Source organism: Chryseobacterium sp. JV558 (genome assembly GCF_033712365.1).
Lineage (GTDB): Bacteria > Bacteroidota > Bacteroidia > Flavobacteriales > Weeksellaceae > Chryseobacterium.
In genome coordinates this window covers 848,328-862,835 of record NZ_WJHU01000002.1, presented here as the reverse complement: position 1 = coordinate 862,835, position 14,508 = coordinate 848,328, and the positions used below count along the sequence as shown (strand labels likewise).

Here is a 14,508-nt window from a genome sequence, read left to right as displayed (position 1 = left end):
TTAAACGATCAGTTTATACCCGATCCCTTTTAATGTCTGAATCGTATTGATTCCTAATTTTTCTCTCAACCTTCTGATATGTACATCGATCGTTCTTTCACCAACAATCACATCATTACCCCAAACTTTCTCAAGAATTTCTTCTCTTTTGAAAACCTTTTCAGTATTGGAAGCCAAAAGGTAAAGCAAGTCAAATTCTTTTTTGGGAAGAAGAAATTGCTGTCCGCTTTTGGAAACTCTGAAATTATCTTTGTCGATAACAAGGTCTCCGATTTCGATTAGTTTAGCATTGTCAGAAACCTGAGAGGTCAGCTGTAGTAATGCGTTTACTTTAGAGATAAGGATTTTCGGTTTGATCAGTTTTACGATGTAATCATTGGCACCAGCCTGAAAACCTGCTAATTGAGAAAATTCTTCGCTTCTCGCAGAAAGAAACACGATAAGTGTTTTTTGAAGTTCTTTCACTTTACGAAGTTCCTGACAGGTTTCTATACCATCTTTTTCAGGCATCATGACATCTAATAAGATAAGGTCCGGAACAATTTCCTTTGCTTTTTCTATACCTTCATTACCATTAGTAGCCGTATAGATATCATACCCTTCCTTTTCCAAATTGTAAGACAGAATCTCTAAAATGTCCAGTTCATCGTCTATTAAAAGAATTTTTTTGCTCATCTTCTAGTTTAAGAATTCCCACAAAATTAATTATTTCCATTGATTTCATCTATCTGCCGAATGTTAACTAATTATTAAAAAACAACATTTTAACATTCGATTACAAAATCAATAAAAAAATTAAACAATAAATACACATAAATCAAATATACGAAACAAAAATTAAAATTAAAACAAAAAATACAATTATATAAATTAAACATCAATAACTATAAATTTCGTTCATCTGTTAATACAAATTTCACAATTAATTAAGATTCTCCTAAAGTTTTCTTAAAAACTTAGCCTTTATTTTGCCCTTGAAAAAGAAGTAAAAGAAGTAAAATGAAAAAACAACTCCACAAGAGCATCATGCTACTTGCCTTGTTTTCTGCTGGCTATGCTTTTGCACAAAGTCAGATTTTGGAAGGTAGGGTATTGGACGAGAAAGATAACACTCCTATAGAAGGGGTAAAGGTAAAAGTAAATGGACAGGAAGTAATGACTGACATTTCCGGATACTACTCTATCAACCTGTCCCCCGGCACCAATTACATTGTAACGGTAAGCTCCAATGGGTATAACAGAAAAGAGATCAGTGAGGTTATTATTAAAAATGAAGGTAATACTCATCTTGATATCGTAATGGACAAGCCCTCTACCAAGGAAAAAGAAATTGAAGGAGTTGTCATAAAATCAAACGCAAGAAAAGAAACCATAGCCTCTACTATCGGATTACAGAAAAATGCCGGTGTAGTTTCTCAGGTTATTGGGGTTGAAGCTATTAAAAGAAGTCCGGACAGAAACACAGGTGAAGTTCTGAAAAGAGTTTCCGGGGTGAGTTTATCTGAAGGAAAATATATTGTAGTAAGAGGTTTATCAGACCGTTACAATCAGGCGATGCTGAATGGCATTCAGTTATCCAGTACGGAGCCTGACAGAAAGACTTTCTCTTTTGACCTTTTCCCAGCTAACGTTATCGAAACCCTTGTTATCAACAAAACTTTCATTCCGGAATATACAGGTGAATGGGGAGGAGCATTGATTCAGGTAAATACAAAGGATATTCCTAATAAAAACTTCTTCAACGTACAGGTAGGTGTAGGAGGAAATACTGCTACGATGGGTCAGGAATTCCATATGCAGAAAGGTGGAAAATGGGACTTTTTAGGAATTGATGACGGATACAGAAAGCTGCCAACCAATATGCCTGCAAAAAATGCATTCAGTATTTTGGATGAAGGTCAGAAAACCAATATTGGTAAAGGGTTTACAAAGAATTTAGGATATAACAGTATTGGATATCCTGAAAACTTAAGTTTACAGCTTGACGGAGGTTTTAATACTAAATTATTCGGAAAAGATTTAGGGGTAATTGCTGTTTTAAACTATAGCAACAACAAAAGAAGAACTGAGTCTACCAACCGTTTCTTTACCATCAACGACCAACTTGCTGATACTAATTTTGATTATTTTACAGAAAAATACAGCAATGATATTATCTTAGGAGGAATGTTGAACCTTTCTCTAAAGCTCAACAGCAACAATAAAATCTCCCTAAAGAATATCATCACCAACAATACGGTGAACCACATGTCCTTCAGAACAGGAAAGGATTTTGAGTTTGATCCAATCAATGGGACAAACATTATGGCAAGGGAAATAGGTTTTAAAGAAACTACTTTCTACAACTCTACTCTTACCGGTACTCATAAAATAGATGCTCTGGGTGGATTTACCGTAAACTGGTACGGAAGTTTCGGGATCCTGGATCAGTATATTCCTTTGCTACAACGTTTGCAATATAACCAATACACCAATATAGAAGGAAGCCCTTATTTAGCATTGATTTCTAATGGTCTTTCTCAAAAGTCAGGAAGTGTATTCTATTCTACTCTAAGCGATTATCTATATAATGCAGGAGGTGATATTTCCAAGACATTTACACTATTCGGACAAAAGCAAACCATCAAAGGAGGTTATTTGTTCCAGGTGAAAGACAGAATCTACAACTCAAGACCGTTCTCTGTAAGACTTGAGAAATTCAACCAGGGATTACTTTCTCAGCCTTTTGAAACGATCTTCAATCCTGAAAATTTCGGAGGTAACGGTGGATTTACATTTGATGAAATTGCTGGAAACCAATACAGATATATTGCCAACACAATCCTTAACGCGGGGTATTTACAGTTTGACAACAACTTTACACCATGGTTAAGAGCGGTTTGGGGATTAAGAGTTGAGAACTTTGATCAATTGGTAGGAAGCACGAAAAAAAGTGATGACCGTTTTGTCAACACACGTGTTACAGACTTCTTACCCGCTGTAAACTTAACATTCAAGGTAAATCCTAAAATGAATATCCGTCTTGCGGGTTCACAAACTGTTGTAAGACCGGAATTTAGAGAGGTTTCACCTTTAGCATATTATGATTTTGACTTAGGAGCTACTGTAATTGGTAACAAATCTATTGAAAGAACTAAAATCACAAGTGCGGACGTTCGTTGGGAATATTACCCAAGAAACGGAGAGATCATCTCTGTGGCAGGTTTCTATAAAAACTTCAAAAAGCCGATCGAATTATACTTCAACCAGTCAGGGGTAGGAACAAGTAATACCTTCAACTACCTTAACGTAGATAAAGCTGATGCCTATGGGGTGGAAGTGGAAGTAAGAAAAAAGCTGGATTTTGTAAGTGCTCTTAAAAACTTTACGCTGGGTGGTAACGTAGCTTTAATTAAAAACAAAGTTACAGACGAAGCAACTAAGATAGACAGACCAATGCAGGGGCAGTCTCCCTATACGGTTAACGTAAGTCTTCAGTATGATACTGAAAAATCAGGATGGTCTTCTACCGTACTATTCAACATGATCGGAAGAAGAATCCTTTATGTAGGAAACGATCAGGTACCACCAATCTGGGAAGCACCAAGACCTCTTCTGGATTTCCAGCTTGCTAAAAAAATATGGAGCAACAAAGGAGAGATCAAGCTGAATGTTTCAGATATTCTGAACCGTCGTGCTAAATTCTACCATGACCTGAACGACAACGGTAAGTATGACAGCAAAGATGCTCTTGCTATCGAAAGACTTTCAGGAACCAATATCAGTTTAACACTGGGATACAATTTTTAATTCACTCAACAAATAATCTAATAAATAATTTAATTCTTTATAACATGAAAAAGTTCGTTTTATATTCTTTAATGCTTGGCGCTATAGTATCAACTACCGCTTGTAGAAATATAGAAGAAGATGGACCTACCATTATTCAAAATGGAGGTAACGGAAACGGAGAAACTGAAAACCTTATTCTTTCAGGAAAGATCACTTCCAGCATGACGCTTAAAGCTAACAAAATTTATAAGCTAAGAGGACTAGTATATGTAACTAACGGAGCTACTTTAACTATCGAGCCAGGTACAAAGATTGTAGGTGAAGCTGATAAAAACGGAGCTTTGATCATTACAAAAGGAAGTAAAATCATGGCAGAAGGTACTGCTGCCAACCCTATTATCTTCACTTCTGAAAAACCAAGTCCTAAAAGAGGAGACTGGGCAGGGGTAGTAATTTTAGGAAATGCTCCTACTAATGCTTCTTTCGGTGGAGTAAACGGAATTGGAGAAATTGAAGGAGGAATCAACAACTCTGATGGTCTTGGACTTTACGGTGGAAACAATGCTGCTGATAACAGTGGTGTATTAAAATATGTAAGAATAGAATATGCAGGATATGCATTCTTACCAGATAAAGAGATCAACGGATTGACATTCGGTGGTGTAGGTAACGGAACTACAGTAGATTACGTAGAAGTTGCTTATGCTAATGATGACAGTTTTGAATGGTTCGGAGGAACAGTAAACTGTTCTCACCTTATTTCTTACAAAGGTCTTGATGATGATTTCGATACGGATAACGGTTTCTCAGGAAATATCCAATTTGGTATCGGAGTAAGAGATTCTCAGATAGCAGACGTTTCCGGTTCTAACGCATTTGAATCTGATAATGATGCTAACGGTTCTACTTTGACACCTCAGACATCCGCTACATTCTCTAACATGACGATTATTGGGCCAATCAACTCTTTAGCTCCAGGATCAATCAACGCGTTATTCCAGAATGCATTACAGATCAGAAGAAACTCTTCTATCTCAGTATTCAACTCTGTATTTACAGGATTCCCAGTTGGTTTATTCATTGATGCAACAAAAGGTGCTCCAACGGATAACAATATTGTAGGTAATAAGCTATTCTTTGAAAACAACGTTTTAGCAGGAAGCCCAACTCCTTTGAAGTTCGGACCATCTACTTCTACTCCTACAACGTATACATTAAACGATCTTACGACTTGGTTTAATGCTAAAGGAAATACAATCCTTGCTTCTACTGCTGATGTAAAACTTGCTGGCGCATGGGCTCCTGCAGGAACTACACCAAACTTTACTCCTACTGCAGGTTCTCCATTATTAACTGGAGGTGCATTTACAAACCCTAAATTGGCTACTTGGTTTACACAGGTAACTTACAAAGGTGCTGTAAAAGATGCTACAGATACTTGGTATGCAGGATGGACAAACTTCAACTTATAACACCATATAGGTACTTAGATTTAATTTCAAATAGAAAGCCTTCGGAATATTTTCCGTGGGCTTTTTTAATGTTATGATCAAGTATTATGGATATCTGATGGTTTCAATATTAAGCGGTGTTCATATTGTAAAAAACAAAAAAGGAATATGAACAGTCATTTTTTAAATTGAACAACTGGGTTTATTGATAGGTTTTGGCTAATATTCATATTAAGTAAACGGACTAAAGCCTGTTCCTATTGATAGAGAAAAGAGCCCCGAAAACGCGTAACACGCAACCTCGAATCCCACACCAAAAAAGCCACCAGGAAAACTCCCGATGGCATTCACAAAAAACAAGTGTATAAAAAATATATACTTCAATTAATTTCTCCAGAATAAATTCCCGTCATTCATCAGGGCTTTTATTTCAGACATTCTGGAAACTGCTTCTGCGGAACATGAAGCATCTGTAAGAACAATGGCAGCTTCATCACCAGCTTTAGGCCACTGCTGCTGCCCTTTTTCATCCAATGGGAGAATACTTTGCGTGGCAAACTGCAGGGCTCTTGACAATGCATATTCTGTAGCGTAACCATACAACTCAGCAATCAGATTGGCTTTCTGAAGCATACTTCCAGATCCGAAAGTACTCCAGTAATCCTGTACATTATCATTTCCGATCAATACATTGACTCCATATTTTTTCAGGGTTGGAATGGGCATTACCGTTCCTTTAAAAGGTACAGAAGAAGCGATTCCTACTTTTCCGGCAGCCAGTCTTTCTGCAATCTGCTCTGTTTCTTTTGGAGAGAGATGCGCTAAGGCAAATGCATGGCTTACAAATGTTTTTCCTTGAAGTGATGGATTTTCGATTGCTTTATCAATCAGATAATTGATCGTTTTCATTCCGGACTCTCCTGTTTCATGCAGGTGAATATCTATTCCCTTATTGTGATCTAAAGCCAGTTGAACGGTAAAATCCATTACTTTTTCAATGCTTCCGTCAATACTTAAAGGATCCAATCCGCCGATAAATCCCACACTTTTAAGCCGTGCTGCTTCTTTCATTAAAGAAGCTGTCTCTGTATAATAAACTCCATGCTGCGGGAAGGCAACCAGTTCTGCTTTGAAAGACTCTTTTTTATTTTCAAGAGCCTGCTCAAGATGTTCCAGGGATTTCAATCCAGATGTAGGATCAATATTGAAATGAGTTCTTGCAAAATGAGTTCCATAATGCTGCTGCAGACTGATCAGCTGTTCTGCTCTGCTTACAGAAGTTTTCAACAGTTCAGGAATGATTTCCTGTTCATAGGCTATCATATCCTTCACCGTTCTTCTTTTCGGAGAAAGAGCCTGCCATGGAAGCCCATATAATGTTTTATCCAGATGAATGTGCATATCTCTGAAAGCCGGAAGCATCAGAAATCCTTTAGCATCTATTGCTTTTAAAGCAGGATCATTTGCTTTTATTGCTTTTATCTTCCCGTCCTCAATTTCAATACTGAAAAGGTCAGTTTTTGTTCCGGTTATCTCTTCATTTTCGTATTCAAAACCTGTTTCCAGGCGGACATTTTTAAGGGAATATTTTCCTTTTGCAGTTAATTGATAGGGAAATTGCATGATTTAAAATTTTAACAATACAAAATTAGCCCGGCTTCAGGATAAAACCAGTGTATCAATTATGTCTTGTTTTGTATAAATTATTCTTTGAATTGCGAAGGAGTCATTCCCGTCTGTGCTTTAAAGAATTTAGAAAAGCTGGCATGATCATAAAAACCGAGATCATAAACAATATCTTTCACTGACATTTCGGAAACTTTCAAAAGCCTTTTGGCCTCCAGTAAAATACGGTCCTGAATAAGAGATGAAGCCGAAGCATTGAGATTTTTCTTGCACACAATATTCAGATAGTTGGCAGAAATATTCAGTTTATCCGCATAAAAAGAAACGGATCTTTCTGTTTTAAAATGTTCATCAATAAAAGGGAGAAATTTTGAGATAATTGGATTCGAGTTATAGACTTCAAAATCTTTAAAAGCCCCTTCTACAGATTTACTTACCAACAAACCGATAAGCTCACTTCTTTTTTGAATAAGCTCCCAAAATACTTTTTCTCCGCTCAATTCTTTCTGGATTGCCTGAAATTCATAGAGAAAAGTTTCAAAAACTTCCAGGGAAAGATTGATAACCGGGTGATTCTGATAATAAGAGGCTGAAAATCTTAATGATGGCAGAAAACTTTCAAACCAATCCCTGCTTATCATCAACTGATATCCGATGGTTTCCTTCTCTATTATCCATTGATGCACCTGATCTGGAAAAACAAGATGAATCTGATGGTTTTTCACCTGATATTCTGTAAAGTCTATGGTATGTGAGCCAACGCCATTCTCAAAAAGATTGATGATAAAAAAATCATGTTTATGGGGATCATCAATGGAACGTGCCCCATAAAGTTCATTAAACAGCAAATTACAGCCTTTCAGCTGATTTTCACTAAATTCCTGAATTCCTAAAATAGGAAAATGATCTGTATGGTAACCCACTCTACCTGATTTTCTCCTAAAATTACTAAAATTTGTGAGAAAAAACTAAAATAACCACAAAAGGGACAAAAGCTTTACCTACACCATTCCTACTTCAGTTTCTATCTTCATTAAATGATTGTAACCGAAAATTTTCAATAAATTTTCAGGCTTATCCGTAAAACGTTTATACCCTTTGTGGTTAAAAAAACACAACTAAATTATATATATAAATTCGTAAGCAATTATTGTTGAAATCTTATCCAATAAAGCTTTTTACCAAAGTTTAAAAGACAACATTTCCATCATGTACCAATGATTCCACCTCTGAAATTCTTGATACCGCTTCTGCAGAACAGCTTGCATTCATCAATACAAAATCGGCTTTATCTCCTGCTTTCGGCCATTGTTGAGTTCCTTTATCATCCAGCGGAAGAATATTTCCTGTGGCCAGTTTTAAACTTCTTGACAATAAAAATTCTGTTGAATACCCATACAGTTGAGCCATTAAATTAGCTTTCTGAAGTACACTTCCTGTTCCGAAAGTATTCCAGTGATCTACAATGCTGTCATTACCTGTCAAGACGGTTACATTATGTTTGTAAAGCGTTGGTATAGGCATGATCATCCTTCCAAAAGGGATTGTAGAAACAATTCCGATTTGGGATTCTGCTAATTTTTCAGCGATCTCTTCCTGTTTTGCAGCTTCTAATTTAGCCAAGATAAAACAGTGGCTTAAATAAGTTTTTCCTTTAAGAGAAGGATTTTCATTTACTTTCTTGATAAGGTATTCTACTGTCTTCAGTCCGGAATCTCCGGTTTCATGCAGATGAATATCTATTCCTTTTTTATTGTCCAAAGCAAGCTGAACAGTGAAATCCACCACTTTTTCAATATCACCGTCTATGTTGAACGGATCTACTCCTCCGATAAAATCAATATCCATCTTCGCCGCTTCTTTCAAATAGGGCACCGAATCAGTATAAAACACTCCATGCTGCGGAAAAGCAACCAATTCTGCTCCAAACCCTTTCTTTTTATTTTCTAAAGCTTTCTGCAGATTTTTTAACGACTGAAGTTTTGAAGTAGGTTCAATATTCACATGACTTCTCGCATAAGAAGTCCCTTTTGACTGTAATAATTCGATCAGTTTCTCTGCCTTGAAGGTTGAGTTTTTCAGCATCTCAGGAAGCATTTTCTGCTCCAGTTCTATCATTCCTTTTATTCCACCGGTTCTTTTTCTAACAGCCTGCCACTGATCCCCATAAAAGGTTTTATCCAGGTGAATATGCATATCTTTAAAGGCAGGAAGCATCAATAGCCCTTTTGCATCTACCGCTTTAGCATTAGGTTGGTTTGGGCTAATCTTTGTGATCTTCCCGTTTTCAACTTCTACATAAAACAGATCAGTTTTGGTAGAAGCCACTTCCCCATCCTGAAATTCAAACCCTGTTTCCAGACAAACATTTTTAAGACTCATTTTTCCTTTTGCTAAACTCTTATTTCCATCCAGGAAAGGTGATGCAGTCATGATATTAGGTATTAAAGTTAATCCCGCTACAGCCAATGCTGAATTTCGGATAAAATCTTTGCGGGAGATGGTATTGCCAGAAGTCTTCATTTCCAATCTATTTATGACAAAATTAAAAAGAAGTCTGCTGACCAAAGTGTATGGTTTATTACAAAACTTGTATGATTTATGCTTTGTTTTGATTCCTTATTAAAATCTCCGGTTTATCTTTTCTACACTAAAATAAAGAAGATACCCACAACAATTGTCATTCAGGAATCTAAACGGCTGATTCACTTTGATTGCTGAGACTCCTGCGGAGTGACAAAGATTGTGCATAACTTTGGTTGCGTAAAGTTTTTAATTGACCTGCAAGCTTCTCAGTTCAAATCATTCTGCATAAAAAAACCGGATCTAAAATCCGGTCTCATTTATTATTTATTGGAATATTCAAATTTTCTTACTGCTTCCAGTGTCATATCAATTTCTTTATCCTTGATTGCATCACTGATGAAGTATGTTTCATATCCACTTGGCGGCAGATACACTCCATTCTGAAGCATCTGATGGAAGAAGTTATTGAATAATGAATGATTAGCTTCCTGAGCTTCATCAAAGTTAGATACTCTGTTGATATGGAAGAAAACAGACATCATAGAACCTTTTCTGTTGATTTTATGAGCGATTCCTTTTTCATTTAAAATTTTTCCGATTTCAAAATCTAACGTTTCTGTTGTTTTATGTAATCTGTTGAAAAATTCAGGATCGTTTTTAATAAGCTGAAGTGTTTTTAATCCAGCTCTCATCGCTAAAGGATTTCCACTTAATGTTCCTGCCTGATATACTCCTCCTTTTGGAGCCAGGTGATCCATAATTTCGTTTCTTCCTGCGAAAGCTCCTACCGGAAGTCCTCCACCGATTACTTTTCCATAAGTTACTAAGTCTGCCTTTACATTGAAAAGCTCCTGAGCACCTCCGAAAGCCAATCTGAAACCGGTCATTACTTCATCAAAAATTAATAAAGCACCGTTTTCATCGCAGATCTTTCTCAGATTTTGTAAGAAGTTATTTTCCGGCAATACACAACCCATATTTCCTGCAACCGGCTCTATAATCACCGCTGCAATCTCTCCCTGATTGTGACGAAATAAATCCTCAACCTGTTCAAAATCGTTATAACGGGCTAATAATGTATCTTTAGCAGTACCTGCTGTTACTCCCGGAGAATTTGGATTTCCGAAAGTTGCTGCACCACTTCCTGCTTTGATCAGGAATGAGTCTGAGTGCCCGTGATAACAGCCTTCAAATTTCACGATCTTATCTCTTCCAGTGTATCCTCTTGCCAGTCTTACCGCACTCATACATGCTTCTGTTCCTGAAGAAACCATTCTGATCTGGTCAATATTCGGGACATTTTCAACAATGAATTTTGCTATTTCTGTTTCAAGTTCAGTTGGTGCTCCAAAAGAGAAACCTTTTTCTGCCTGTATTTTCAGTTCTTCCAATACTTCAGGATGCGTATGTCCTAAAATGGCGGGCCCCCACGAGTTAATATAATCGATATAAGTATTGTCATCTGCATCGGTAAGATAAGCTCCTTTTGCCGATTTCATAAAAACAGGTACTCCTCCTACGGATTTGAATGCTCTTACCGGAGAGTTTACTCCTCCCGGAATGTATTTGTAGGCTTCATCAAATAAAGCCGAACTTCTCTGATACTTCATATATGCTTAGTTGTTGCTGGCAGTTGCTGGTTGGCATGTAGCTGTCAACGGTAAACTCTCAACAAAAAATTAAATTAGTTTCGTGGTTTTTTGTCTATCAAATAAATCAGCTGTCCTGCAGAAGGCTGTTGTCCTTCATCCATTCTGTTTTTAGCATATAATTTATTTAACTTGATTCCGAATTTCTGGGCGATATCATGCATATCTTCTCCAGATTCTACTTTATAGGTCGCTGTATTTCCTGTAGAATTTTTTGATTCAAGGAAAACAATATCATTTTTCTTTAAGGTTTCACCTTCCAGTTCATTCCACTTTATCAGTCTGCTTTCGCTGACTTTGAATTTATTGGCAATGAATTTCACATCAGTATCTTCAGGAATTACGATATACTTCAGACCGTCATTCGGATGGCTTTTGATAAGAATGGAATTAAGAATTTCAGCTTTCGTTTTGATTCTTTCTACTCTTTTTTGCTGTTGCGCATAAGACGTCTGCTTGTAAGGAACTTCTACTGTAACCGGGTCTTTAGCTTTTTTTATTGCTTTTGAAGGTTCCAGCTGCGCCATGAAAGTTCTGTCGTCTTTCAGATCCGGATACATTTTAAGTACGGCATACAATACCTCATTCGAACTGGTATTGTCGAATTCATATAGCTTGTACTTTTCAATTTTGGTGATAAGAATTGAAGCATAACGCGGATTGGTAGCATAACCAGCTTTTTTCAGACCGGTTGCCCACGCTCTGTAATCTCTCATATCCAGGTTGAAAAGTTTTGCGTAATACTTTCTTGTAGATAAGAATATAGAATGATCTTCGTAAGACTGTCTCGGATCGTCGTATACACGGAAGCATTCGTTAGGTGCATCATCGGTATGTTTCATCGTTCTACCGGTCCAGTCTTCTTTACATTTTATGCCGAAGTGGTTTTTACCCTCCTGTGCCAATCTGCTCTGCCCTCCTCCGGTTTCTAACAACCCTTGTGCAAGCGTAATAGAAGCAGGAATTTTATATTTTTCCATTTCTTCTACGGCATATTTAGCAAACTTCTGAATATACTGATCTTCGGTTGCCCAAGACTGGGCAGAAAATTTTGATAAAACTAAAAGGCTTATGGATAGGAAAAGTCTTTTCATCTTATAATTTTTATTGTTTTAAAATGAAAGATGGAACACTAAGTGTTTCATGTTTTTCAATTTTACTTATATAATTAAATTTCTATTCTGTTTTTCCAAAAGCAGATTAGCACCTTCAATCCCCTGTAATCCACCAGTGTGAAAGCACAAAATCCTGCTGTTTTCAGGAAAATAATCATCTTCAATCAGTTCAAAAACTTTCTCCATCATTTTTCCTGTATATATCGGTTCTAAAGGAATATCATATTTTTCTTTGAAATCATTGATAAAACGAATGTTTTCATCATTTATTTTACCGTAACCTCCAAAACATGAATCTATTAGATTAAAATTATGTTTTAAAGTTAATTCAAAAATTTTATTTTCCAGTGAAGTATCATTAACTACGTTAAATCCTATAACTTTCTGATTATCTTCACTAAATTTTGAAATTCCTGCAATGGTTCCTCCGGTTCCAACTGCGGTGCAAAGATAGTCAAAATCTTTTGTTTGTTCGTTGAGCATCATTTTCACCCCTTCCACAGCCTCTTCATTGGTACCTCCTTCAGGAACAATCAATGCCTCAGGAAACTCCTGATGAAGGAATTCTGTAAGCTTTTCTTTATGACGGTATTCTTCACGGGTGACAAATTTCAGGTTCATGCCATTTCTTTTGGCAAAAAATAAAGTAGGGTTATCCCGCCACTTATGCTGCAGTTCTTCTCCTCTGATGATTCCCAATGTTGGAATACCTGCCAGATTTCCTACTGCTGAGACCGCAGCGATATGGTTGGAAAAGGCTCCGCCAAAAGTAATAATATAAGGTTTATCGGGATTTTTTGCCAGATAATGATTCACATTATAAAACAGTTTCCAGTATTTGTTACCTGAAATCAGCGGATGAATCTGATCTTCCCTTTTAATGAAAAGTTTTACATTTTTATGAATGGGAATTTCCTGAATGGAAACAGGTTCTATGGGAAGTTGTAATAGCATTTCAGTTTTTGACGGCTCAAGGTTTATTCTTTACAAAAATAGGAAAAGATTTAGTCTTGCGGGGATTTCCGGCTTTATGAGTAATTATGTTTAGATTTTTCCCACGGATCACACAGATTTTCACAGATGATATTTTGATTTTTTAGGTTTTGGCTAAAGCCCACTCCTATTGAATAAGTAGAAATGTGAATATTTAATCTCAAAATAATTCATAATTCATAATTCATAATTCATAATTCATAATTCATAATTCATAATTGATAATTCTACAGATATTTCCTGAAATTCCAGAATTTTCTCTTTTGCAGATAGTTCAGGTTATTCTCATTGGTATGGGCTTCTCTTTCAAAGGAGATTCTTCTGTAGGCCAGATAACCGTCTTTGAGTTTGAAAAACCAGTAATAATATTCAATAACATAGAAAATATAGAAGAAAATGATAAGCATTTCCATCTGTTGGCGTAAATGGATTTTTTCGTGATTGATCAATACATTATTTTCCTTATCTTCGGGTTTCCTAATGAAGATAAAGGGAAAGAGAGCAATGCCATTAATTTTTAATTTTTTTAAAGGCTTTTGGCATACAATTATCATAGTAACAAATATAAAAAGTTTTTTGACTAGCATTTAACTTATGGCCCATTATGACATCAAAGAAGGTGAAGACTTCTACTATAATGAACAGGGGTACAAGGTTTTTACAGAAAAATTTCATCTGAAAAGAGGTCATTGCTGTAAAAGCGGCTGCAGACACTGTCCTTACGGGTACGATAAAAAGACTGATACATTCATTAAAAATGATAAAAAAAATAAATAAAATGAAAAAATATATTTTTATTTTGTTGGCATCTGCTACTTTAGGTTTAACTTCTTGTAGCCCTTTTCAGGTACGTTCAGATTATGCTGAAAGCGCCAATTTCAATTCTTTTAAAACGTATAAAATAAGAATTGATGATCTAAAACTGAATGATATTGATAAAGACAGAGTCCTGAATGAACTGTCGAGACAGCTTCAGAGCAAAGGGCTTCAATCCGGAGAAAATCCTGATTTGATTATCAATGTAAAAGCTAACCATAAAAAAGTTACAGATATCAATTCTTCTTCACCTTACGGAATGTGGGGATGGGGCGGACCATTCGGATGGGGTGTTGGAATGAGCAGAACATGGACTTCTAATTATAATGAAGGAGCACTGATTGTAGACCTTATTGATGCGAAAACCAATAAATTGGTTTGGCAAGGTATCGGAAGTGGAATTTCTGTGGATTCTCCAAAAGCGAAACAGAGACAGATTCCAGAAATTATGGCTGAGATTATGAAAAATTATCCGCCACAAAGAAAATAAAATTTAAGTCATCCATTATATAGCCGGTACTCTTGTACTGGCTTTTTTTATGGGTAATCATTCCGTTTTCC

Annotated in this window: 12 protein-coding genes; 4 read left to right on the top strand and 8 right to left on the bottom strand. The window is 36.3% G+C overall.

The genetic code is table 11. From position 1 onward, the window contains the following. The gene (locus GFU89_RS09740) at window positions 1-675 is read right to left on the bottom strand and encodes a response regulator (RefSeq protein WP_002977493.1); all 675 of its coding nucleotides are present in this window, start codon (window positions 673-675) and stop codon (window positions 1-3) included. Between the two features lie 324 nt (window positions 676-999). Between GFU89_RS09740 and GFU89_RS09735 the strand changes: the two genes are divergently transcribed. Both GFU89_RS09735 and GFU89_RS09730 read left to right on the top strand, forming a co-directional pair. After that, on the top strand, window positions 1,000-3,789 hold the full coding sequence (locus GFU89_RS09735) for a TonB-dependent receptor domain-containing protein (RefSeq protein ID WP_318846942.1): 2,790 nt from the start codon (window positions 1,000-1,002) through the stop codon (window positions 3,787-3,789). A 44-nt stretch (window positions 3,790-3,833) separates the two neighbouring features. Next, the gene (locus tag GFU89_RS09730; RefSeq protein WP_318846941.1) at window positions 3,834-5,243 is read left to right on the top strand and encodes a hypothetical protein; all 1,410 of its coding nucleotides are present in this window, start codon (window positions 3,834-3,836) and stop codon (window positions 5,241-5,243) included. 363 nt (window positions 5,244-5,606) lie between these two features. On the opposite strand, the gene GFU89_RS09725 is transcribed toward GFU89_RS09730, so the two are convergent. The 7 genes from GFU89_RS09725 to GFU89_RS09695 all read right to left on the bottom strand — a co-directional run bounded on the left by GFU89_RS09725 (window position 5,607) and on the right by GFU89_RS09695 (window position 13,685). Continuing rightward, entirely contained in the window at window positions 5,607-6,845 is a 1,239-nt protein-coding gene (locus GFU89_RS09725) for an amidohydrolase (RefSeq protein WP_318846940.1), read from the bottom strand. Between the two features lie 80 nt (window positions 6,846-6,925). After that, window positions 6,926-7,771 (bottom strand): helix-turn-helix transcriptional regulator, encoded by an 846-nt coding sequence (locus GFU89_RS09720; protein ID WP_318846939.1) that lies wholly within the window; start codon window positions 7,769-7,771, stop codon window positions 6,926-6,928. 265 nt (window positions 7,772-8,036) lie between these two features. Beyond that, window positions 8,037-9,371: an amidohydrolase gene (locus GFU89_RS09715; protein ID WP_318846938.1), complete on the bottom strand. Its 1,335-nt coding sequence runs from the start codon at window positions 9,369-9,371 to the stop codon at window positions 8,037-8,039. 323 nt (window positions 9,372-9,694) lie between these two features. Beyond that, entirely contained in the window at window positions 9,695-10,984 is a 1,290-nt protein-coding gene (gene hemL, locus GFU89_RS09710; RefSeq protein ID WP_318846937.1) for a glutamate-1-semialdehyde 2,1-aminomutase, read from the bottom strand. A gap of 74 nt (window positions 10,985-11,058) precedes the next feature. Further along, entirely contained in the window at window positions 11,059-12,117 is a 1,059-nt protein-coding gene (locus GFU89_RS09705; protein WP_318846936.1) for a glucosaminidase domain-containing protein, read from the bottom strand. A gap of 66 nt (window positions 12,118-12,183) precedes the next feature. Then, window positions 12,184-13,092 carry a 1-aminocyclopropane-1-carboxylate deaminase/D-cysteine desulfhydrase gene (locus GFU89_RS09700; RefSeq protein WP_318846935.1) on the bottom strand — a complete coding sequence of 303 codons (909 nt, stop codon included), beginning with the start codon at window positions 13,090-13,092 and terminating at the stop codon, window positions 12,184-12,186. Window positions 13,093-13,358: 266 nt separating this feature from the next. Further along, window positions 13,359-13,685, bottom strand: coding sequence for a hypothetical protein (locus GFU89_RS09695; protein WP_318846934.1), 327 nt, complete (start codon window positions 13,683-13,685; stop codon window positions 13,359-13,361). A gap of 40 nt (window positions 13,686-13,725) precedes the next feature. On the opposite strand from GFU89_RS09695, the gene GFU89_RS09690 reads away from it, so the two are divergent. Continuing rightward, window positions 13,726-13,908, top strand: a complete 183-nt coding sequence (locus GFU89_RS09690; RefSeq protein ID WP_034745671.1) for a DUF5522 domain-containing protein — start codon at window positions 13,726-13,728, stop codon at window positions 13,906-13,908. 1 nt (window position 13,909) lies between these two features. Then, entirely contained in the window at window positions 13,910-14,437 is a 528-nt protein-coding gene (locus tag GFU89_RS09685) for a DUF4136 domain-containing protein (protein ID WP_318846933.1), read from the top strand. Window positions 14,438-14,508: the final 71 nt, after the last annotated feature.